Origin of the sequence: Pseudomonas sp. AK181 (genome assembly GCF_051122975.1) — a bacterium.
In the GTDB taxonomy this organism is placed as follows: domain Bacteria; phylum Pseudomonadota; class Gammaproteobacteria; order Pseudomonadales; family Pseudomonadaceae; genus Aquipseudomonas; species Aquipseudomonas lactis.
Genome location: NZ_CP146348.1, coordinates 2,366,219 through 2,388,037, shown reverse-complemented (window position 1 = coordinate 2,388,037; position 21,819 = coordinate 2,366,219). Strand labels below are relative to the sequence as shown.

19 protein-coding genes and 1 pseudogene are annotated in these 21,819 nt (G+C 57.3%); 6 read left to right on the top strand and 14 right to left on the bottom strand.

What is annotated here, in order from left to right; translation table 11 throughout:
* Positions 1–16: 16 nt before the first annotated feature.
* Complete coding sequence (locus V8689_RS11435) at positions 17–463, bottom strand: GNAT family N-acetyltransferase (protein ID WP_056787605.1); 447 nt, start codon at positions 461–463, stop codon at positions 17–19.
* The gene (locus tag V8689_RS11430; RefSeq protein ID WP_056787608.1) at positions 464–1,213 is read right to left on the bottom strand and encodes a carbon-nitrogen hydrolase family protein; all 750 of its coding nucleotides are present in this window, start codon (positions 1,211–1,213) and stop codon (positions 464–466) included. It abuts the gene before it with no gap.
* Between the two features lie 1,123 nt (positions 1,214–2,336).
* Here V8689_RS11430 and V8689_RS11425 point away from each other — a divergent pair.
* A complete protein-coding gene (locus V8689_RS11425) occupies positions 2,337–3,416 on the top strand; it encodes a 3-deoxy-7-phosphoheptulonate synthase (RefSeq protein WP_056787611.1) in 1,080 nt (359 codons plus the stop codon).
* Between the two features lie 57 nt (positions 3,417–3,473).
* Here the strand turns inward: V8689_RS11425 and V8689_RS11420 are convergent, their stop codons facing one another.
* From V8689_RS11420 to V8689_RS11390, 7 genes are all read right to left on the bottom strand, one after another.
* Positions 3,474–3,896 (bottom strand): hypothetical protein, encoded by a 423-nt coding sequence (locus V8689_RS11420; RefSeq protein WP_056787614.1) that lies wholly within the window; start codon positions 3,894–3,896, stop codon positions 3,474–3,476.
* A gap of 133 nt (positions 3,897–4,029) precedes the next feature.
* Entirely contained in the window at positions 4,030–7,644 is a 3,615-nt protein-coding gene (locus tag V8689_RS11415) for a transporter substrate-binding domain-containing protein (protein ID WP_060766070.1), read from the bottom strand.
* Positions 7,645–7,650: 6 nt separating this feature from the next.
* Positions 7,651–8,277: a response regulator transcription factor gene (locus V8689_RS11410; protein WP_056787620.1), complete on the bottom strand. Its 627-nt coding sequence runs from the start codon at positions 8,275–8,277 to the stop codon at positions 7,651–7,653.
* A 288-nt stretch (positions 8,278–8,565) separates the two neighbouring features.
* On the bottom strand, positions 8,566–9,282 hold the full coding sequence (locus V8689_RS11405; protein ID WP_019821435.1) for an MgtC/SapB family protein: 717 nt from the start codon (positions 9,280–9,282) through the stop codon (positions 8,566–8,568).
* 207 nt (positions 9,283–9,489) lie between these two features.
* A complete protein-coding gene (gene mgtA, locus V8689_RS11400; protein WP_056787623.1) occupies positions 9,490–12,195 on the bottom strand; it encodes a magnesium-translocating P-type ATPase in 2,706 nt (901 codons plus the stop codon).
* 549 nt (positions 12,196–12,744) lie between these two features.
* Positions 12,745–13,089: an antibiotic biosynthesis monooxygenase family protein gene (locus tag V8689_RS11395; protein ID WP_056787626.1), complete on the bottom strand. Its 345-nt coding sequence runs from the start codon at positions 13,087–13,089 to the stop codon at positions 12,745–12,747.
* On the bottom strand, positions 13,086–14,246 hold the full coding sequence (locus V8689_RS11390; protein ID WP_056787628.1) for a cytochrome P450: 1,161 nt from the start codon (positions 14,244–14,246) through the stop codon (positions 13,086–13,088). Before V8689_RS11390 ends, V8689_RS11395 begins: the two co-directional genes overlap by 4 nt.
* 74 nt (positions 14,247–14,320) lie before the next feature.
* Here V8689_RS11390 and V8689_RS11385 point away from each other — a divergent pair, with 74 nt between their 5' ends.
* The gene (locus V8689_RS11385) at positions 14,321–15,058 is read left to right on the top strand and encodes an ArsR/SmtB family transcription factor (RefSeq protein ID WP_056787631.1); all 738 of its coding nucleotides are present in this window, start codon (positions 14,321–14,323) and stop codon (positions 15,056–15,058) included.
* Between the two features lie 18 nt (positions 15,059–15,076).
* Here V8689_RS11385 and V8689_RS11380 read toward each other — a convergent pair whose 3' ends face one another.
* The 3 genes and pseudogenes from V8689_RS11380 to V8689_RS11370 form a co-directional block, all read right to left on the bottom strand.
* Complete coding sequence (locus tag V8689_RS11380) at positions 15,077–15,676, bottom strand: GNAT family N-acetyltransferase (RefSeq protein ID WP_056787634.1); 600 nt, start codon at positions 15,674–15,676, stop codon at positions 15,077–15,079.
* An 11-nt stretch (positions 15,677–15,687) separates the two neighbouring features.
* Positions 15,688–15,855 (bottom strand): annotated as a pseudogene (locus V8689_RS11375) (FKBP-type peptidyl-prolyl cis-trans isomerase); the annotation flags it as partial.
* A gap of 19 nt (positions 15,856–15,874) precedes the next feature.
* Positions 15,875–16,078, bottom strand: a complete 204-nt coding sequence (locus V8689_RS11370; protein WP_081089408.1) for a hypothetical protein — start codon at positions 16,076–16,078, stop codon at positions 15,875–15,877.
* Positions 16,079–16,351: 273 nt separating this feature from the next.
* Between V8689_RS11370 and V8689_RS11365 the strand changes: the two genes are divergently transcribed.
* The 3 genes from V8689_RS11365 (at position 16,352) to V8689_RS11355 (ending at position 18,931) form a co-directional block, all read left to right on the top strand.
* Positions 16,352–17,332, top strand: coding sequence for an IS5-like element ISPa41 family transposase (locus tag V8689_RS11365; protein WP_014003920.1), 981 nt, complete (start codon positions 16,352–16,354; stop codon positions 17,330–17,332).
* 125 nt (positions 17,333–17,457) lie between these two features.
* Positions 17,458–18,282, top strand: coding sequence for an AbiJ-NTD4 domain-containing protein (locus tag V8689_RS11360; protein ID WP_434520716.1), 825 nt, complete (start codon positions 17,458–17,460; stop codon positions 18,280–18,282).
* Positions 18,283–18,355: 73 nt separating this feature from the next.
* Complete coding sequence (locus tag V8689_RS11355) at positions 18,356–18,931, top strand: SHOCT domain-containing protein (protein WP_060766068.1); 576 nt, start codon at positions 18,356–18,358, stop codon at positions 18,929–18,931.
* A gap of 496 nt (positions 18,932–19,427) precedes the next feature.
* Here the strand turns inward: V8689_RS11355 and V8689_RS11350 are convergent, their stop codons facing one another.
* Complete coding sequence (locus V8689_RS11350) at positions 19,428–19,973, bottom strand: recombinase family protein (protein ID WP_060766067.1); 546 nt, start codon at positions 19,971–19,973, stop codon at positions 19,428–19,430.
* A 207-nt stretch (positions 19,974–20,180) separates the two neighbouring features.
* Between V8689_RS11350 and V8689_RS11345 the strand changes: the two genes are divergently transcribed.
* Positions 20,181–21,143: a hypothetical protein gene (locus tag V8689_RS11345; protein WP_060766066.1), complete on the top strand. Its 963-nt coding sequence runs from the start codon at positions 20,181–20,183 to the stop codon at positions 21,141–21,143.
* Here V8689_RS11345 and V8689_RS11340 read toward each other — a convergent pair.
* Positions 21,140–21,592, bottom strand: coding sequence for a hypothetical protein (locus tag V8689_RS11340; RefSeq protein WP_060766065.1), 453 nt, complete (start codon positions 21,590–21,592; stop codon positions 21,140–21,142). The genes V8689_RS11345 and V8689_RS11340 overlap by 4 nt on opposite strands.
* Positions 21,593–21,819: the final 227 nt, after the last annotated feature.

Here is a 21,819-nt window from a genome sequence, read left to right as displayed (position 1 = left end):
GTAGGACGTGCCTGTTTTAGTCCGATGTGAGTGCGCGACACTCACGCTCCATCCGCCAGAAGCCATCCTCTTCACCGACAATGCTCAACCCCAGGCGCTGATACAGCCTCCTTGCCGGGTTGGTCTTGAACACCGTCAACCGTAGAAAGCCCAGGCCCTCGACGCGTGCCTTGAGCACCATTTGCGCCAGCACCCAACTGCCCGCGCCCTGCTTGCGGCAGCACGCCAGCAGGTGCAGCTCGCGGATATACAGGGCCTTGCCGTCGCGGCTCAGGCTGATAAAGCCCATGACGCCGTCATCGTTGCAGATCAGCCAGTTCTCGCGGCCCGCCCAGGCCACGTCGAAGCCGTCGTTGGACCACAACAAGCCGTTCTGACGGTAGTAATGGCTCATGGCCTCCCGGGTCAGTGTGCGGGCAAACGGCAGGTCCTGCTCGGTGGCCCGGCGCAAATGAAACCTCATTCAGAGGGCTACCACTTGGCCAGTCCACTGCCCGCCCTCGCGACGGGCGATCACCAACGCCTCGCCGACACCGGGGGCGGCAACAAGCAAGTTGCCATCGGCGGTCCAGATCGCACTGCGGCCAGCACAGGCCCAGCCTCCGGACGGGCCACCGTGGTTAGCCATCAGCACCAACAGGCCATCCTCGGCCGCATAGCCTTCAAGCAAAGCACTGTCGGCCGCGTAGCCTCCCTCGCTGATCAGTACGCTTGCGGCATACACCGTGGCGCCCGCTGCCGCCGCTTGACGTGGATGGCTGGCCTGGGAAAAGTCCGCGCACACCGCCAATGCTATGCGGTCATCTCCGAATGCCAAGACCTCGCCGCCCTGCCCCGCAGCAAATGCCAGCTCCTCACCGGGGTGCAAGTGTTGCTTGGTGTAGACGCCTACTGAGCCGTCCGCCCCCAGCACCAACGCGCCGATCAGCACGCCTGCTTGTGGCGCCAACCGCACCGGCATGCCCACCACGGCCGTCAACCGCAGCTCCCGCGCCAGCTCACGCAACGGCGCCAACACGACCTCTTGCGGGTCGATGGCCAAGTCGGCCGCCAGGAACGGCTCGTAGCCGGTCAGTGACAGTTCTGGAAACACCAGGCATTGCACGCCCTGTTCAGCCGCGGCCCGCATCAACGCCAGGTGCCGCTGGATATTGGCAGCGACATCGCCCGGGATGGAAACGGTTTGCGCCGCAGCAAGGGTCAAGGCAGTCATGGTCGCGTCCTGGCAATCATTGTTTGAGAGCCGTCAGCATATCCACACTTGCCCCATAGCGGCATAGGTATCTACACAACTTAGCGGACTGTAGCAGCGGACGGTAACTACGATGCGAAGCGAGTCGCTCTTGATCTGCTGTTGATCTTGATCTTAGGCGCCCCGTCAAACCACGCTGGCCGGAATTCGACAGTGATTTGGGGGGTAAACCGGCAGGGATGCCGGTTTAGCCGCCCCGCGCCATGGATGGCGCGTGGCGGCGGCCCCCCAAATCACTGGCGGATTACGGGCACACCGAGCCTAAGCGAGGTGCCGAGTGGTGGGGCAAGAGCGTTTTGCTTACTTTTGCGCTTTTCAAAAGTGAGCCGCCGTCAGGGCGGAACCCTAAGCGGCCGTTGCCGCAGCAATGGATATGTACACAATCCAACTGTGTTGACTGTCAGGCCGCCATCGCAGGCAAGCCAGCTCCCACATTTGGATCGCGGTGCGTCAGCTAGATCAGCGTCGCCTGCCAGTCCGTCACGGGAGCAAGCTCCCTCGCCACAGGTCCAGCGTTGCCCATAGCGGTAAGTACCGCCACGCAATAGAAATTACTGATTGAATCCACCTGCACGCCTCTAGTAAGCTCCCCCCATCATTTGGAGAGCCCCATGTTGCCACTCACCCACACTCAGGTTTGCCCTGCTGCCAGCGCTTTGCGCTCGGTGTCGGCTACCCGTGTGAACGGTTCGAGCGCACTGGCTGGCTTTTATTTTGGGTATTGGTTTAGCCACTGGCGCGCCTGATACCTGAAATCGGCGCCCACTACTCAAGGGGTCGCCTACCAGAGAAATCTAAACCCCCGGTCGGCTCCCCGACCGGGGGTTTTGTTTTTTTAGCGCCTAACAACCTGTTTGCTCACGATCACTTAAAGGAAACACACCATGAACTTCACCACCTATTACCGCTACGACACTTGCACTGCATGGCGATTTAGCCAGCTCCGTTCGGGACAGCCTGCCGCCTCCGACCGGTCACCCCGTGGTGGCAAGCCAACACACGTAGCCGATACGGCCAATTGTCGAACACCCCAGTAGGCCAAGCGTGCGGGAATCGCCCGCCGCTTGCCCAGGAAGCCTTGAATATGAACTCCTCCGTCGCCGCTTTGCCCGTTTCTACCCTCAACAGTGCCAATGAAGCCCTGACCCAGCGTTTGCCCAGCTCCCTTGAGCTCAAGCATCAACTGCCGCTCAGCCCGTTCCTCAATGAACAAGTCCACGCCCATCGCCAAGCCGTGCGCGCCATCCTCAATGGTGAAGACTCACGCTTGCTGGTGATTGTAGGCCCGTGCTCGATCCACGACCCGGAATCGGCCATGGAATACGCACGCAATCTGAAGAAGCTCGCGCTTGAAGTCAGCGACCAGATGCTGCTGGTGATCCGTGCCTACGTCGAAAAACCGCGCACCACAGTGGGTTGGAAAGGCCTGGCCTACGATCCGCACCTGGACGGCAGCGATGACATGGCCGCCGGCCTGACCCTGTCCCGCGAGCTGATGCGTGAAATGCTGCGCCTGGGCCTGCCGGTCGCCACCGAGTTGCTGCAGCCCATGGCGGCCGGCTACTTCGATGACTTGCTCACGTGGGTCGCCATTGGCGCACGCACCACCGAATCGCAGATTCACCGCGAAATGGCCAGCGGCCTGGGCATGCCCGTGGGTTTCAAGAACGGCACCGACGGCGGCGTCGCCATTGCCTGTGATGCGATGCGCTCAGCGTCTCACCCGCATCGCCATTTCGGCGTCGACAGCCAGGGCCACCCTGCGATCATCCAGACGCCCGGCAACCCCGACACTCACCTGGTGCTGCGCGGCGGCCACCGTGGGCCGAACTACGATGCGCAAAGCGTGGCAGACGTAAAGCATGATCTGGCCCAGTCCAAAGTGGCGGCGCGGATCATGGTCGACTGCAGCCATGCCAACAGCGGCAAGAACCCACTGCGCCAACCAGCGGTATTCAATGACGTGCTGGAGCAGCGGCTGCAAGGTGATACCTCCCTGGTGGGCATGATGCTTGAGAGTCACCTGTTCGAAGGCTGCCAGCCGCTGAGCGCGTCGATGAAATACGGCGTGTCAGTGACCGATGGTTGCCTGGGTTGGGACGGGACCGAGCAGTTGTTACGCAGTGCCGCCGAGCGGTTGCGGGAGCACGGCAAAGCCGACTGATCGGTGAAAATCAACATATGGGAGGGAGCTTGCTCCCTCGCCACAGGCCCAGTGAGGTTATGCCCGGGCCACCGGCATGCGGGACAGCTCCCGCAGCCACGGCAACACCCGCAGGCCGTGGGCAGTCTCGCAGGGGTCGACGATGTCCATGAAGTGTTCGAGGTTGACGTGGTCCGGCACGCCCGGCAGGCGCACCCGCACGGCCGGCGTTACACCGCAAGGGGCGCCCAGGTCCAGATGTTCGTAGACCAGCACATGACGCACCTGGGGTTGAGGCTCATAGGCTTGGGCCATGAGCCCGGCATGGATTATCAGTACATCGAAGGGTTCGGCAGGAATGGCGGTAAGAATCCGCACCTCTTCGAACGTTTGCACCGGCACGATCCGGTAATAACCCAACTGGTTGAGCATTTTCTCGATGTACAGGCGTTGCAGATGCTGTTCATCGGCAATCAGGATGGTCAGTGCTTTGTTCGGCATGGCAAACCCCTGGCAGGCAGTGCTCGGCAGTGAGCGTTGCCCATTTTCCAGACATATGCCGACGACAAAATCAGGCATGTTCCCGGTTCGCGTAAGAGTTTTCCCAAATTCCCCGAATGGCGATCAACCGCAGTCAAGGCTGATTGCAATAAGCGCTCAAGCCATGACGCAAAACATCGATCGCTTCAGCCACGCCCTCAACCGCTGGCCCCAATGCCTGACGGTCGCGCTGTTCACACACTGCCTCCAATGCTTCACACCCACCGATCAATAGGTTTGCCTTGACCATCCGCGCGCCGCCCTTGGCACGGTGAGCCAGGTCGTGCAGCTTGGCGAAGTCTGCCTGGCTGGCCAGGCGTGGCAGCAAGGCACGGTCTGCCTCCAGGCTTTCGAGCAACGGCGCCAGCAATTCGACAAGCGCAGCGTGATCATCGCCGGTCAGCGCGATCAATGTGCTCAAGTCAAATGTCGCCACGGGCTGCGGGCCCGCGTCGGCCACACGCGAGGCCAGCGCCGACCGCAAGTCGTCAAGCCCGGTTGGCTTGAACAGGCAGCCATCCATGCCCGCCTGCCGGCAGCGCTCGGCCTCCTCCGGCTGGGCGTTGGCGGTGAACCCCAGCAACAGGCAGGGTTTCAGACCCTGTTCACGCTCTTGCGCGCGGATCTCCTGTGCCAGCTGATAGCCGTTCTTGAACGGCATGTTGCAATCGGTAATGACACCGTCGAACTGCCCCGTTCGCCACTGTTCAAGCCCTTGAACACCGTCTTCGGCCGTGACGATATGGTGGCCCAGAAAGCTCAACTGTCGAGCCAGCAGCAAGCGGTTGGCCGGGTAGTCGTCCACCACCAGAATCTTCAGCGCACGGCCCTCAGGCGCCGCCTCTTGCGCAGGCTCAACCGGGGCCGGCAGCGTGGCGGTCATGGCCAGGGTCAGCGTCACGTCCACCCGAGTACCGTGCCCCAACACGCTACTCAAGTGCAATTGGCCGCCCATCATTTCACACAAGCTGCGGCTGATCACCAACCCCAGCCCAGACCCGCTACGTGCCGACTGCTGGTTATTGCTGCCCTGGATAAACACACTGAACAACCGCTGCTGATCGGCGATGCTGATTCCGATGCCGGTGTCTTGCACCCATAACTGGACGGCCAAGCGATCATCCTCGACCTTAGCCCGCGCAACCAGACTGACCTGCCCATGAGCAGTGAACTTGATGGCATTGCTCAAAAGGTTCGATACCACCTGCTTGAATCGCAGCGGGTCGACCAGCACCGCCCGGTCGATCAACGGGTCCAGCTCAACCTGCAGCGCCAGCCCCTTGGCGCGGGCCAGCCCCTCGAACACGCGCGCGACCGACGCCAACAGCTCATGCAGGTTGGCGGGTTCCAGGGTCAGCGACAAGTGCCCCGACTCGATGCGCGCGATATCGAGAATATCGCCGATCAACTCCAGCATGCCCCGTGAAGCCACCGAGGCCACCTCCAAGGCGTCGCGGTCGACCCGCCCCTGCTCGGCATTTTTCAACGCCAGTTCGATCATGCCGATCACGGCGTTCATGGGCGTGCGGATCTCGTGGCTCATGGTCGCCAGGAAGGTAGTCTTCGCGCGATTGGCGGCGTCGGCATCGTCCTTGGCTTCCTGTAGCTGGCCGAGCAACCGGTGCCGCTCGCTCACGTCGACCCAACCGGCAATCATGCCCACCACCTTGTCGTCGCCGTCGCGGTACGGCAGCATCCACTGGTAGATGGTCAGCACATCGCCATTGGGCACCTTGAGTATTCGATCATGAATCTGCGGCTCGCCCCCCGCCATCAAGCGCAGGTAATCCTCATGAAACGACTGGGCCTGTGGCGAATTTTCGACGTCGGTTTCCACCACCGTCCTGCCGATCACGTCTTCAAGCTTGTAGCCAAACACGTCGAGGTAGGCGTTATTGCAGGCCATCAACCGTCCTTGGCGGTCACGCACGTAAATCGGGTGCGGCGTGCCGTCGATCAATACGCTCATGAACCGCATCTGATCGCTCAGCGCCCGCTCGGCCTGCAGGCGCTTACGAATCAGGCTGCGCAGGTAAATGGCCCAGCCCAGCGTGACGGCCAACAACAGCGCCGCCAACCCGAAGCCCTGAAGAATCACGTTGCGATAACGCAACCAGTAACTGTCCTCGATGATGACCTCGCTGCGCCACTGACCAATCAATTCGTCCATTTCCTGCGGGGTAATACTCAGCAGCGCCTTGTCGAGGATCGAATACAACTCCAATTGACTGCGGTTGACCCCAAAGGTCACGCGTGCAGGCTCAGTGCCGACCGTACTGGTGACACGCAAGCGGTCGCGGTAATACCGGCTGATCAAATAGCGTGCGCTGATCAACGAGTTGACCGCGCCGTCGGCGTCACCGTTGGCCACCAGCGCCATGGCTTGCTGGGGGTTCTCCACATCGACAAACATCACGCCTGGAAAATTCTGCGCTATCTCATCGTGCAGGCCATTGCCGACCACCATGGCCAAGCGTTTGCCAACCATCTCTTCCAACGTGAGCGGGCTGTGTGGACTGTCACGGGTTACCAGCACAAAGGGGTTGGTCAGGTAGGGCCGGGTAAAGCGTACTTTTTCGGCCCGCTCCACACTGGGGGTGATAACCGCCAGCATGTCCGCCGTCCCCGCACTCACGATGTTGACCTGGCGCGGCAACGAACTGCCTGGCACCACATCGAACTTCAAGCCGGTGCGCAAGCTGATGCGCGATAACACCTCGGCACTCAACCCTTCGAATTGACCTCGACCACCAATAAAAGATAACGGTAGGAAGTCATTGAGCACCGCGACCCTGACCCGTGGGTTTTTCTGCACCCAGCGTTGTTCACTGGCGCTCAAGTGCAGCCGGTCAACACCGATTATGCCCAGGTTACCTCCGCTCCAGCGGCGCAGGATTTCCATCTGCTCGCTGGCGGGAATCGCCTCCAACGCGGCATTGAGGATGGGCAGTAAGCGCGCATTTTCGCGGGTGACGGCAAACGCAAACGGATTGACTTCCAGGCCGGAAAAATCCGCCATGCGTACATTATTGAGGTGGTTGCGATTGATCAGGTAATTGCTGCTGATGGCATCCCCCAGGTAGACGTCGGCACGACCAAACGCCACGGCGCCAATGGCTTCGAACGTCGAGGCAAACAGTTCCAACTGGGCTTTGGGGTAAAACGCCCGTACGGCGTCGGGCTGCATGTAGTGATACAGCATCGCCACGCGCTTGCCGGCCAGGTCGTCATTCAATACCTGGCTGTCACCGCTGCGGGTCACCAGGGTCGGTTGGTCGTTGGCATAAGAGCGAGACAGCAGCAGTTGCGGGTCAGCCGCTTCATAGCCATTGGCGGAACCGAGGAAATCCACCGCCCCCTGCTTCAGCGCCTCGACCACCTCATCGCGGGTGTCGTAACGCCGAACCTCGATGGAGATATGCAGGGCCTGGCCGACCAATGCGGCAAAATCAGCCGTGATACCTTCGAGTTCGTCGTTGTTATTGGTCAAGTCAAAAGGTGCGTAATCGGGCGCCGAAACGCCCATCAGCAATGTGCGCCGCTCACGCAGCCAACGCCAATCGGCCTCGTCCAGCGCAACTTGCGGGGTTTCGATATGAGAGTGCCCCAACAGCCGCAAAGCGTGAGGCTCTTCAAGGGCCACCGCGATCAGAGGTAACAGGCTCATCCAAAGGATCGTGACGAACCTGATAAACGCGGTGGTGATCATTTCAGTTCAGATCAGATGGTTGCGCTGGGCAAACTTGGATAAGTGCACTACAGAGGACATTCGCAACTTCTCCTTGAGTCGAGTCTTGTAGGTACTGATGGTCTTGTGACTCAGCAGCATTTGCTCGGCGATTTCCTTGTTGCCCAACCCTAGGGCGAGCATCTGCAGTACGGTGAGTTCGCGGTCAGACAAACATTCGATCATCTGCCGTTCTGTTTCTTGCAAATCGTCGCGCCGCACCGAACTGGTCGGCAAACTGGGGAAGCAGCTGTAGCCCGACATGATCGCCTTGATAGCCTTTTGCAGCTCATCCAGTTCGCCGGTCTTGGCGACGAACCCCATGGCGCCGGCGCGCATGCAGCGGGTGGAAAAGAACACCGCCAGGTAGGACGTCAGCACCAGAATCTTGCACGGCAAGCCCAACGCCTTGATCCGGCTGATGACCTCCAACCCACCCAATTTGGGCATCGCCAGGTCGAGGATAATCAGCTCGGGACGTTGCTCCCGGGCCACCTGCATCGCATCTGCGCCATCCCCAGCCTGAAAAATCTCAACAAAACCCTCCAACTGCAGGAGGTGTTTGACCGTCGCCCGGATAAACGGATGGTCATCCACAATTAATGCTTTGCTCATACAACTTCCCTATGTGGACAAAATACCCTTACACATCACACCGGACCTGGGTACCTGTGAGAAATGACAGTTCCGACGAGCGGCGCTGCCTTATCAGTACGGTAACCAGGCCGTGTCTGGCCCCTTCAATTAACTCAGCATAACCACGGACGCCGGACCTCAACGACCCAACAGCCGCAAGTGCCCAACCTTAGCAACGCAATGATGTTTTAACTGAAGGGATAATCCGGACTAGATGTAGGATTTTTCCACAAGAAAGCTTAGCCAATCCTGGCTAGCCCATAGGGGTCAGTCGGTGGTACTCGGGCTCCAGAAAGCCTGTACCACCAGGGTTGATGTCGAGAGGCGCGCTACCAGAGCATCCAGTTCGTCGCCATCCACCGACGTGGCGGCCAGGATGGCCTCGATCTCCACTTCGTCGCTGCCGAACGGCCGTACATCGACATCGCTGGCCGGGTAGTTGCAACGTGCCAGCTCGGCTTCGAGCAACGCCATCACCGCCTGCTGCTGACTGCGGCGCGCAATGACGTAAAGAATGTTGGTGACCTCTGCCGACACCACATCCAAAGGTTGGCGGTTGATGTTATTGACGATCGGTCGCAGCAAGGTGTTGGCCGCCAGCACAAACAGCGTACCCAGCAAGGCTTCGAGGATCAGGTCGGCGCCAGCGCAGGCGCCCACTGCCGCCGAAGCCCAGAGGGTGGCGGCCGTGTTGAGCCCGCGCACATTGCCTTCTTCGCGCATGATCACCCCCGCCCCCAGGAAGCCGATGCCCGAGACCACGTAAGCGACCACGCGCACCGCACCTTCCGCACCGCCCAGGCGGTTGGCCATGTCGACAAAGATAGCCGCGCCTACCGCCACCAGCACATTGGTACGTAAGCCAGCGGTGCGCTGGCGGTACTGGCGTTCGAAACCGATCAAGCCGCCGAGGATAAATGCCGCACTGAGGCTGACCACGGTGTCGACCAGGGAGTTGAGGTTGATGTTGTTGATTGCCTGCATAAAAAATCTCCATGAATGCAGATGCACATTGAAACAATGCCGGCCCCTGTAGGAGCGAGCTTGCTCGCGAAAAACGTCAACGATGACGCGTGCTTACTGAATGGACGCGGCGTCTGCGAGTTTTTCGCGAGCAAGCTCGCTCCTACAGAACCTTAACTGACGGGCATTACAGTAGGCCCGGTTCCCACAGGGTTTTGCGGTGTTGTATTACTGCCAGCCAAACCTGCGGATGTAGTAGCCTTTCACCGCTTGGGTCAGCCCCATGTACGCCAGCAAAATCACCGGCAGGAACACGAAGTACAGCGACGGCAGCGCCTGCAATTTGAAGTAATGCGCCAACGGCCCCATCGGCAGGAAAATCCCCACGGCCATGATCACGCCGGTCATCAGCATCAACGGCAGCGCCGCACGGCTTTGCAGAAACGGGATTTTCGGGGTGCGGATCATGTGCACGATCAGGGTCTGGGTCAGCAGCCCCACCACAAACCAGCCGGACTGGAACAGCGTCTGGTGGTCTGGCGTGTTGGCATCAAACACATACCACATGAGTGCGAACGTGGTGATGTCGAAGATCGAACTGATCGGCCCGAAAAACAGCATGAAGCGCCCCACCTCGCCTGGCTGCCAGCGTTGCGGCGTGGCAAGCATCTCGTCGTCGACGTTGTCGAACGGAATCGCGATCTGCGAGATGTCATACAGCAGGTTTTGCACCAGCAGGTGCATCGGCAGCATCGGCAAAAACGGGATAAAGGCACTGGCCACCAACACCGAGAACACGTTGCCGAAGTTGGAACTGGCGGTCATCTTGATGTACTTGAGCATGTTGGCGAAGGTGCGCCGGCCTTCCAGCACGCCCTCCTCCAGGATCATCAGGCTCTTCTCCAGCAGGATGATGTCGGCCGCTTCCTTGGCGATGTCCACCGCACTGTCCACCGAAATACCGATATCCGCCGTGCGCAACGCCGGAGCATCGTTGATGCCATCGCCCATAAAGCCCACCACATGCCCGTTGGCTTTGAGCAGACGCACGATGCGCTCCTTGTGGCTGGGGGTGAGCTTGGCAAACACATTGGTAGTTTCCACGGCCAGGGCCAGTTCGGCGTCGCTCATGGCTTCGATGTCGTTGCCCATCAGCAAGCCTTGTTGTTCCAGGCCCACTTCGCGGCAGATCTTCGCCGTGACCAATTCGTTGTCGCCGGTCAGTACTTTCACCGCCACGCCGTGAGCCTTCAGGGCCTTGAGAGCCGGTGCGGTGCTTTCCTTGGGCGGGTCGAGAAACGCCACGTAGCCGATCAGCGTCAGGTTGTTCTCATCAGCCAGGGTGTAGGTGTCTCGTCCTGCCTGCATCGGCTGCGCCGCGACCGCCACCACCCGCAGCCCTTCTTCGTTAAAGGCTGCGGTCACCTGGCGAATGCGCGCCAGCAGTTCGTCGGTCAGCACTTCATCGACGTCGCCATGGCGCACGCGGTTGCATACCGACAAAATTTCCTCCACCGCCCCCTTGCAGATCAACAGGTGCGGTTGGTGCTGCTCGGCCACCACCACGGACATGCGGCGGCGGTTGAAGTCGAAGGGAATCTCGTCGACCTTGTGGAACGCGGTGCCGACTTTCAGCTCGCGATGGATGTCCACATGCTCAAGCACGGCCACATCCAACAGGTTTTTCAAGCCGGTCTGGTAGTAGCTGTTGAGGTAGGCCATTTCCAGCACGTCGTCCGACTCCTGGCCCCACACGTCCACATGCCGCGCCAGGAAAATCTTGTCCTGGGTGAGCGTGCCGGTCTTGTCGGTGCACAGCACGTCCATGGCGCCGAAGTTCTGGATCGCGTCCAGGCGCTTGACGATCACCTTCTTGCGCGACAGAAACACCGCGCCTTTGGCCAGGGTCGAGGTGACGATCATGGGCAGCATTTCCGGGGTCAGGCCCACTGCAATCGACAGTGCAAACAGCAACGCCTCGGTCCAGTCGCCCTTGGTAAAGCCGTTGATGAACAGCACCAGCGGCGCCATCACAAACATAAAGCGAATCAGCAACCAACTGACCTTGTTGACCCCCTGCTGGAACGAGGTGGCCGCACGGTCCGTCGCCGTGACGCGTTGCGCCAGTGCACCAAAATACGTGCTGTTGCCGGTGGCCAGGACCACCGCCGTGGCGGCGCCGGACACCACGTTGGTGCCCATGAACAGAATATTCTCCAGCTCCAGCGGGTTGCGTGTGTGGGCGTCCTGCTGATGAGCGAACTTCTCCACCGGCATGGATTCACCGGTCATCGCCGCCTGGCTGACGAACAAGTCCTTGGCGCTGAGCACGCGGCAGTCCGCGGGGATCATGTCGCCGGCCGACAACACAATCAGATCGCCCGGCACCAGTTGCTTGATCGGCAATTCAATGCGTTTGGCAGCATCGCGGCGCAGCACCGTCGCGGTATTGCTCACCATGGCCTTCAACGCATCGGCGGCCTTGTTCGACTTGGCCTCCTGCCAGAAGCGCAACAGGGTCGAGAGCACCACCATGGAAAAAATCACCGTGGCGGCCTTCATGTCGTCGGTCAGCCAGGAGATCACCGCCAACAGGGTCAGTAGCAGGTTGAAGGGGTTCTTGTAGCAATGCCACAGGTGCACCCACCACGGCAGCGGCTGCTCGTGCTCGACTTCATTGAGGCCGTATTGCACGCGCAGGGCGTCGGCTTCCTGAGTGCTCAGGCCCTCGGCGTGGCTGCCCAGCACGCCCAGCAATTGCACAGTGCTGCGGTTGGCAGAGGCCACCAGTGTCTGCGCCAGGCTGGGCGGTACTTCGCGGCTGACGCTGGCGTCGGTCACGGTCTCCAGCATCGCCAGACGGCGAAAATGCCGGGCGATATGCCGGGTCCGCAGGAAACCGGCGAAGAACTCTTTGAGCAACGTGAGGTTCATGGTGTAACTCCTGCGCGAGGAAAAACCGTCGTGCAGGTACTGCCCGTCCACACCGCGCCCGTCACACAGGCACAGCCGAACCTGGCCCGCCCGCCGTAACAGGCAGGCGCGTCCGTAGCATCCAGGCGTTACCCGGGTGCTGGTCAGCGTCGATGAGAGGGGATCAGGCAGGTGCCAGGATTGGCCACCGCCGGGATGCCGCTTCTCGCTTTGTGAGGCGAGACAACGGCATCTGGAAAATGCGCGTTACCTTGCCAAGAGGCCGGTTACCGAAACCGGCCGACGACTGTCACTCGAACAAGTACCCACTGAGGGTCTCCGCTATTGATGAAAACGCGCGAAGCTTACGCCCCGATGTTGCCAGAGTAAACCGTAGGAAAGTGCCTGCATGGTGAATAAGAAAATTCTTCAGGATGGGTTCAGGTAACAACGGTGGGAACGAGCTTGCTCGCGAAAAACGCCAACGATAACGCGTGCTTGCTGAATGAACGCGGCGCCTGCGAGTTTTTCGCGAGCGAGCTCGCTCCTACAGAAGGCGGTGTGCTGCTTTCACTCATGCGCCTGCCTGCTGTCGGTCGGCGCTTGTGCACGATCCTCGAGACTGTAATCGCGCACTACCTCGGCAATGCGCAGGTGGTAGTCAGCAAAAACCTGCCGACGGCCTGTTGATTGAGCGGCTCGATGTAGCTCAAGGCTGCGCCACTGCTGGATGGCTGCCTCGTCACGCCAGAATGACAGGGAGAGCAGCTTTGCAGGTTCACTCAGGCTCTGGAAGCGCTCAACTGAAATGAAGCCATCGATTTGAGCGAGCAAGGGCTTGAGTTCGGCAGCGAGGTCGAGATAACGCTGGTAGTGCTCCTCGTGTGGCCAGGCTTCAAAAATAACAGCGATCATTGTTGAGTCTCCTCATCACGGTAGAACCGCGGGATGCGGCCATTAAGGGAAGGCCAATAATCCCAGCGATAAGCAAGGGCAGATGAGTCTGGCCATCGATGCAAGAATGCTGAAATGACCTCTGCGGCAATAGCCAATGCCAAGGGCTGACCTGGGCATTGATGTCTGCCTGCGCCGAAGCTGAAGGTTCGTCGTTGAGTTCGTTCGAGCAAAAAGCTGTCGGGGTCTGGGTTGGCGCCGGGATCTCGGTTGGCAGCAGCAAGCAATAGCAAAACGGTATCGCCCGCCTCTAGAACGCTGCCGCCAATTGTGCAGCGCTGTGCAACGAAGCGCCGGGTGTTTTGTACCGGTGAGTCGTAGCGCGCCACCTCTGCCACCCACTCAGCGACGCGCATGGGCGTGGCTTGCATGCCCTCAAACAGGTCAGGGTTTCGTTGGAGCGCTATGAGGGCGTTGCCGATCAGGCCTGCCGTGGCTTCGCAGGTTTGTGACAACAGCCCGATCAGATTCGCTATCAACGCCTCATCGTCTTTCCAGGCTGAGGCTTGGTATTCGCCATAAAGACGATCCAAAAAGCCGCTACGCTTATCGTCGTCACTCAGCAGCGCTTGGACCATCTGCCTCAGCCGAGCCGCCCCGCAATGGGCTTCACTGAGTTGAGCTTCGTCGCTCAAGGGCGATAGACAGGCGACCAAATCCCGTGTCAGTTGCGCGACTTCCTGCAACTGGCTGGGTGCGAAACCTATCAAAGTCGCAATGACCGAAACCGGCAACCTGAACATCCACTCGTTCGGGTTACCGACGGGGTCATCCAATGTCTCGACAACCTGCGCCACAATGCCTGCGAGATTTTCGCTTCCCAGCGAGCCCAAGGCGGGTTCGATAACCATCCGGGGGCAGCGGTGTTGCGCCCCCTCGTTCATACGCATCAAACGACCAAAGATATCGCCTGCCGCGCCTTGAGCAATGGCCGCGGGAATCGGCTCGTGCAGTGGGCGTACAAGGCAGTCGGGATGCTCCAGGATGGTCTCGACAACGCTGGCGCCACTGGCAATCCATAAACCAAGATCTGCATCGAAAACCAGTTCACTGTGTTGCCTGAGGCGTGCGTAATAATCGTAGGGGTCAGCATGGGTAACGGCTTCAAACGGCGTCATTTTGGCAGTCCTTTTCGCAAAGAACGGCTACTATCGAACAACCGTCACATCGACAATTCGCTCAGGAACGAAATATGGATTCCCACAGCAATGACACCGCCATTTCCCGTGTCGCCGGCGCGATTGCGGAACCCGCAAGGACGAAAATGCTGTGTTCGCTGATGGACGGTCACGCCCGCACCAGTACCGAACTGGCCGTCATCGCCGACGTCAGTGCCTCCACGGCGAGCGCACACTTGGCAAGGCTTAAAGAGGACGGTTTGATAAAACTGCACACACAGGGCAGGCACCGCTACTTCAGCCTGACAGATGCGCATGTGGCACAAGCGATTGAAGCCCTCATGGTGATCAGCCGAAACGCTCAGACCGGGTTTGTTTCGACGACCCCCAGTCGGTTGCAGCTCGCGCGAACCTGTTATGACCACATGGCGGGGTCCTTGGCGGTACAACTGCACGACTATTTTTTCGACTCTGGCTGGTTGACCCTACCAGACGCAAGTGACGGTACGTATCAGCTCAGCGTGGCGGGCGAAAAAGCAATGACAGGGCTCGGTATCGAGGTAGAAAACGTAAGGGCGCAGCGGCGTCGTTTCGCTTGCGCATGCCTGGACTGGAGCATGCGCCGTCCTCACCTCGCCGGCGCACTGGGGGCCGCTGTTCTACAGGCCGTCATCAGCCGCAAATGGGTTATCCAGGACCTTGATAGTCGGGCGCTGGCCGTGACGCCCAAGGGGCGAAAGGAGCTGTCGGGCAAGTTTGGGATAAGGGTTGAAGAGCCAGAACTGAAGCGCTCAGGCAGCGCCTGCGCATAAGGCCAAAACCCATTCATACTAAGGTGCGCCGGGTCGATCCCGCACAACCAACGCCAGGTAGCCGTCGATGGTTCCCTGGCCAACGGGCTTGACCTGTATCGACACCCTATTCACCTGCCGGCCCATCGTTATGCCCTCACGGGTGCGCACCTGTACATAGCCAAGCCTGGGCCAAAAACGCTCGGCCCTGGTATTGCCCACCGCTACCGTCAGCCGCAGCCACTGCGCGCCCTTCGCCACCGCCCAGGCCTCAAGGTCCGCGTGCAAGCGCTGCGCCAGCCCGCTGCCGTGCCAGCGCGTATGCACCAGCAGCAACCCAATGTGCCACACCCCGGCGGCGAGCAAATCCGCGGCGATATTCACCACGGCGACCAGGTGGCCCTGCGCATCGCGGTAACCCAGCCAGTACACGCGGCTGCAATGCCAGCCAGCGGGTAATTGGCCGCGTAATTCCTCCCGGGCTTCGGTCGGGGTAGCCGGTTCGCCATTCACCGCGATGAAGTAATCCGGCGCCTGTTCAAAAAACTGCTGCAGCTCAGCCTCATCGCAGCCAAGTAGTTCAACCACCCGAATGCCTTCGAGGGAGCAGTCAGGTAACGCTTGTAGATCAACGTCCATGTTCAACCTCTTCAATCATCCCGCGTCAGCACTTCCAGCAATTCAATTTCGAAGCGCAGGTTACTGTTGGGTTTGATATGCGCGCCCATCGAGCGCTCGCCATAGGCCAGGTGCGCGGGTACATACAACGTGCGCACGCCGCCAACCTGCATGCCCATCAAACCCTGGTCCCAACATTTTCATAAAATACACTGCGATCTAATCCCGCAGACGCTCAATGGCGTTGGTGATCGCTCCGGCGTTGGTATCAAGCGTCTGCAACGCTCCCATCACGTTGTCATGTACGTTGGTGGAACCGCGTTGACGTACCCAGTTACTCACCTCCTCAATCGCCGCCCGTATGGCGATCTGGTTGAGAGGGAGTAGTTCAAGTGCGTCAGCAGTGGTGGTGGCTTTGTTCATGGATAGTGCTCAGTGAGAAGGTTCGCACCAGCGTACTCCATTTGCCCCAAACACCCCTTTGAAAACAGGTTCAAAATTCACACCGCAATCCTTGACGACACGCCGGTGCTAGCGACTAGCCATCGTGTATCATGATGGCTAGTGCCGGCCCATGGGGGCCATGACGCAAACGGGGGTGGCATGGTGTCAATGAGTTTCTCGCAACGCTTGGGGAATCTCCGAACAAGCCTTCAGTTATGCGAGAATCCCCGCAACACCTGATCCGAGCCGCCCATGAGCCAGATGAGCTTTTCCGACTTTGAGTACGCCGGCAAGCGCAAGCAAACCCGCCGAGAGCGCTTCCTCGCCGAAATGGATCAGGTGGTGCCCTGGGCAGGCCTGCTGGAGCTGATCGAACCGTTCTACCCCAAGGCCGGCGGCGGTAGAAAACCCTATCCTCTGGAAACCATGCTGCGCATCCATCTGTTGCAGAACTGGTTCTCCCTGAGCGACCCGGCCATGGAAGAAGCGCTCTACGAAATCACGCCCATGCGCCAGTTCGCACGCCTGACGCTGAGCGCGCCAATCCCCGAAGACACCACGATCATGAACTTCCGGCACTTGCTGGAGAAGCATCAGCTCGCACCGGCAATCCTTGCGGTCATCAATGGTTATCTGCAGGAAAAAGGCCTGTCGCTGCGCCAAGGCACCATCGTCGATGCCACCATTATTCATGCCCCCAGCTCGACCAAAAATAAAGAAGGCAAGCGTGATCCCGAGATGCACCAGACCAAGAAAGGCGGTCAGTATTTCTTCGGGATGAAGGCGCACATCGGTGCCGATGTCGAGTCCGGCCTGGTGCATCACGTCCATGGCACCGCTGCCAATGTGGCCGATGTCACGCAGGTGGCTGAACTGTTGCATGGCGAAGAAAACGCCGTGTATGCAGATGCCGGTTACACCGGTGTCGAAAGGCGCGAAGAGCATGAAAATCGGGGGGTGATCTGGCAGATTGCAGCGCGTCGCAGCACCTATTCCAAGCTGAACCAGCGCAGCGTACTGTACAAAGCCAAGCGCAAGATCGAGTTCTGCAAGGCTCAGACACGGGCCAAGGTCGAGCATCCGTTTCGCGTGATCAAGCGGCAGTTTGGTTACGTGAAAGTACGTTTTCGTGGGCTGATGAAAAACACGGCTCAGTTGACCACGCTGTTCGCCCTGGCAAACCTGTGGAGGGTTCGAAAACAGCTCATGGGTATGGGTGAGGTTCGCGTTTAACACGGAGAACCGGTCGAAAAAGCTCTCCGTACATGATTTTTCGGTCACTTTTCGTCCAATGACGCTGTAGGTGCCTGGAAAATTGCAACTTGCCGCGGCTGCACGACAAGTTGATCGGAGCATCCTTGGGTCTGATCCCTACACGAAAACTTGCACAAGTTGATAGCATTGATAAAGAACTTGAAAACTCTTTATGGAACGTATTACTTGTACACCTATTTTCTCGGTGGCGGACAACCGATCGCCAGTATAGCGACACGATACAAAAGTCTAACTTCAGAGAATTCTCTGAGCTTTTGTATGCTGACTTCTACAAAGCATCTTTAGACTCACTTCCATCCTCATGGAAAGGATTTAAAAAGGTCATACGTGATAGCTATTTCGGCATGAGCTGGCATAGAAAATATAGCTTCATAGAATTTATCGTTAAATTGAACTACAAAGACACAGCGCTTACACTAATGGAAGATTTCAACAGGGTGCTGAGCCGCGAAAATTCTGCCTACCTATTTGTGTCTGGCGTATTGGCACCTATCACCTCTAAGGATGAGGTTGATGAAGTTGAAAAAGCGATTGCCAGCAGGGATAAATACGCAGGGGTAAGAACTCATATGCAAACCGCACTGGGACTGCTGACTGACAGGGAAAATCCTGACTATCGAAACTCTATCAAAGAGAGCATTAGTGCTGTTGAGTCACTTGCTAAAAAGCTGATTGGGGATGATAAGGCAACATTGGGCCAAGCGCTCAAGACACTTGAGACTAAACATGGCCTGCATTCAAGTTTGAAATCGGCATTCATGACCTTGTACGGTTATACCAGTGATGCCGGTGGTATCCGGCACGGTTTGCTTGATGGTGACAAGCCTTGCACCAAAGCAGATGCTCGATTCATGCTCATTTGCTGCTCTGCATTCATTAATTTTGCTGTTGATAGCATGGAGGATTAACAGGTCTTTGTGAGCTGTAATTGTAATCGGCGCTTGAATAGTTGACATTAAATAATTTTAAGGTGCTTGCCACATGGAAAATACCCCGCTAACCAGTTCTGATCATAGCAAGATTCTTGTGTTTGTCTTAGTTATGCTGCCAGTCATTGGCTTTTTTGTTGGTGTTGCACCAGCTGTATTTCTATTGTTTGGTGTCTTTATGATGAAGAAGAATAATGACTTCTCTCATATCACAACAGCTGTCAGGAACTCCAAAATCTACCTATATATCGCATTGGCCATCGCTGGGGGGTGTGCCGCATGGTTTGCTACTACGCTGGGTGCCTATAATCGCTGGGATCGACAAGGGGAAGAGTTTTTAGTCTCATGCATTGCGGTTGGTGTGGTGCTCTTTTACTTGCTTATCCTTAATGTGCTATTTTACAAACCTCTTTCTCAGCATAAAGTATGGGTTGCGGATAATAGTATATTCTCCAGTAAGCCCAAAGCGAGCACGCAGTCATCTGATATTGACATTATCAAGGGAGAGAGGATGAAATCATTCTCGGTAGCTGACGAGTTGATTAAGTGGGCGAAACTGAAAGAAGATGGACACATTAGCGAGCAAGAATATAACGACGCTCGTAAAAAGCTTTTGCAGCGAGAATAAATACCCCATATTTCTGTATGAGGCATGGGGAAGGCAAATGTTAAAGTAGGGGCGGCAAAGTATGGTATGAATGGAATGATGCGACCATAGATGGTGAAGCTATGCCCCTCGGAAATACTCAACCTAACCCGCAATACTAGGGTCAAGGTTCTATAGAGGTTAATGAGTATAGTTAAAGGCGATACCGGCACGCTGCTTTAATTACTTTGGCCGATCCGTATATCGCCCTTTTTACCCCCAAATTTGCTAGTACGCATTTACAATACCGCCAAAAATCCACAGCTCGGAAAATCCGGCGGGTTAGCTAAGGCATTTAACCCATACCACACTTATAGCAGGATAAGATGCTGATGATTTTAAAATCCCTACAGACACATACGACAACGCCCCGCAAAGCTCCAAATTAAGCTCATACGTGGCGTTTGGTATGCAAGTCATGCACGGGGTTATGCGCTGGTGTCGAACGCTCTCAGATCGAAGCTGAGAGCCTTGTTCCTTATGCTGCTTTCATTGCTCGCTGTACGGTGCTTAGGCTTACTCCAAGCTCAGCGGCAACCTTCCGGAACGATGCACCTTCCCGCCCCATGGCATCACGTATCGCTTGGTCATCAACCTTTTTCACACGACCTTTGTACACGCCTTTGGCTTTCGCTTTCGCTATGCCCTCACGCTGACGTTCCTTAATGATGGCACGCTCAAACTCAGCGACAGCACCCATCATGCTCAGCATTAGTTCTTGTGTAGGGTTCACCTCAGATGTGAACAGCAGTTGTTCTTTGTGGAAGTGAACGCAAACCCCTGCTTTACGTAGATAAGTTACGAGTGCCAGCAGGTCAGCCAGCGAACGTGCAAGACGGTCAACAGAGTGAACATGGATGGTGTCACCGTCACGCACATAGCTCAGCATCTCTTTCAATGCAGGGCGCTCTGTGGTCGCCCCTGACACCTTGTCAGAGAAGGTCCGATCAACAGCGATGCCATCAAGCTGACGGTCCGTGTTCTGCTCTTCACTGCTGACCCGGATGTACGCAACGTGTGCCATTTCTGCCCGCCTGTATTCAATAGATTTTAGATGCAGGCAGTATCTATGTATTCATTATAAAACTCAACCCTAATGAATACGTGCGTGATAGGGGTGCTGTATTCATTTCTCTGTGATCTCAAGGGTGCACTCATAAGAACACGAACAGTCTATGCTAGCCAGGACGTATACTGTTGAAATTCACGTCACCCAGCAGGCAAATGGCCCATGGCAAAGAAGAAGGATGGCAAGCAACTAGAGAGTATCGTGACCTACATCGAGAGTTTACGACTCCCACCGGACTGGTCGATCACGCCCCGAGTCCTAAGCAGTACCACCACCGGAAGACCCGCAGCGGAACTCGACATTATGGTCGAGGGCAAGGTAGGAACTATCGACTTCAAATGGCTCATCGAGTGCAGAGACCGCCCGTCAGAAGGGCCGGCCCCAGTCGCGTGGATCGAACAGCTTATCGGTAGAAGACAGAGATTCAACCTCTCAAGGGTTACAGCAGTTTCTACAACCGGTTTCAGTACTGGTGCGTTGGAGGAGGCAGAACGTTTTGCAATTGACACCCGTGAATTCAAAGTGCTGTCCCCGGCTGAGTTCGAGGAGTGGCCAGAGCTTGTGGGCATGCCCCACCGAACAGAGATACGTCACCTAGACCGAGTCGAGTTTGGTATTGAGGCACTTCCGCCAACGGTGAGCGTGGAGAGCTTGAACGACGTGCTAGAACACGATCAAGCGAACCTGATGCTTCGCAATTTGAATACTGGTGCGCTCATCACTCCGCGAGAAGTCTTTACGAACACGCTCGGCAAGCATCCCGAGCTATTGACCGACCTGACACCGAATGGCCCAGCGGTACCAATACAGTTCAATGTCACGCTGAATGAACCTCACGCTCTTGATACGGCGGAAGGTCCAGTTCCCGTGGTCCTACTAAGGTGTAAAGGCAGCGTTCAATGGCTTGAGGAACATAAGCCCTTGGTCTATTCCGGGGAGTACTCTCGCAGCTCTAACGGCGAAACGATCTCTCGACTGCGGATGTTTGAACCGCTGGATGTTCTAGGTCTGAATTTACAAATGGAAATCCATGAGTCCCCTGACATTCCCGGCTCGACAGTCGTATTTAGGAATGTAACGGCAGCACCACGTCAGGGTGCCAAGAAAGGGAAGACCTCGACTTAAACAGGAGTGAGCGCATGCTTGTTGAGGATTGACCACCGGTTGACCCCTTCCTTGCCAAAGAATCTCGACAGGTTCTGTGGGCGCTGGTGTTCAATTGCCTTAGCAATGGTTACCAATTTCCCCTCATTGAGCCGCCTACTGAGGACAGTCATCGGTGTCTTAAAGAGCTTGCTTACAACATCCTGCAAGCCTTCTGCTGGCTTGGTGGTGAACATTGTCAGGTATGCATGCAATGGCCAACCACTACCGCTCTTGAGCTGTAGGCGAATCAGAAATGGTTGATCCGGGTATGCCCTACGCAACCTCTGCTTGAATGCCACCATGTCATCCAGCAAGGCAAGGCTCAACGATGGGTCCTCGTAGAACACTGAATATTGATTGCTCCATGGGTAACCCCTGAATACCGTTAAGTACTTTCTCTTTGTCTTGTCTTCCGTGGTTTCACTCATAGTCTTTCCTCTAACAACTTACTCTCTAGTACTCATTCTCTAGTCACAATCTCAGACCAGGAGTCTCTCTCCTATACTACATGGGCAATCCCGGTGAACAAAGACACCTCTGAACCCCGCAATTCAAGGGGCTCACCCAATTCAAAACCCGCTCAAAAACCCGCATTATTGCATTAGTAGTGCGGTAGCTGCAAACGGTAACCGTACCCATTCATACGGGCGATGTA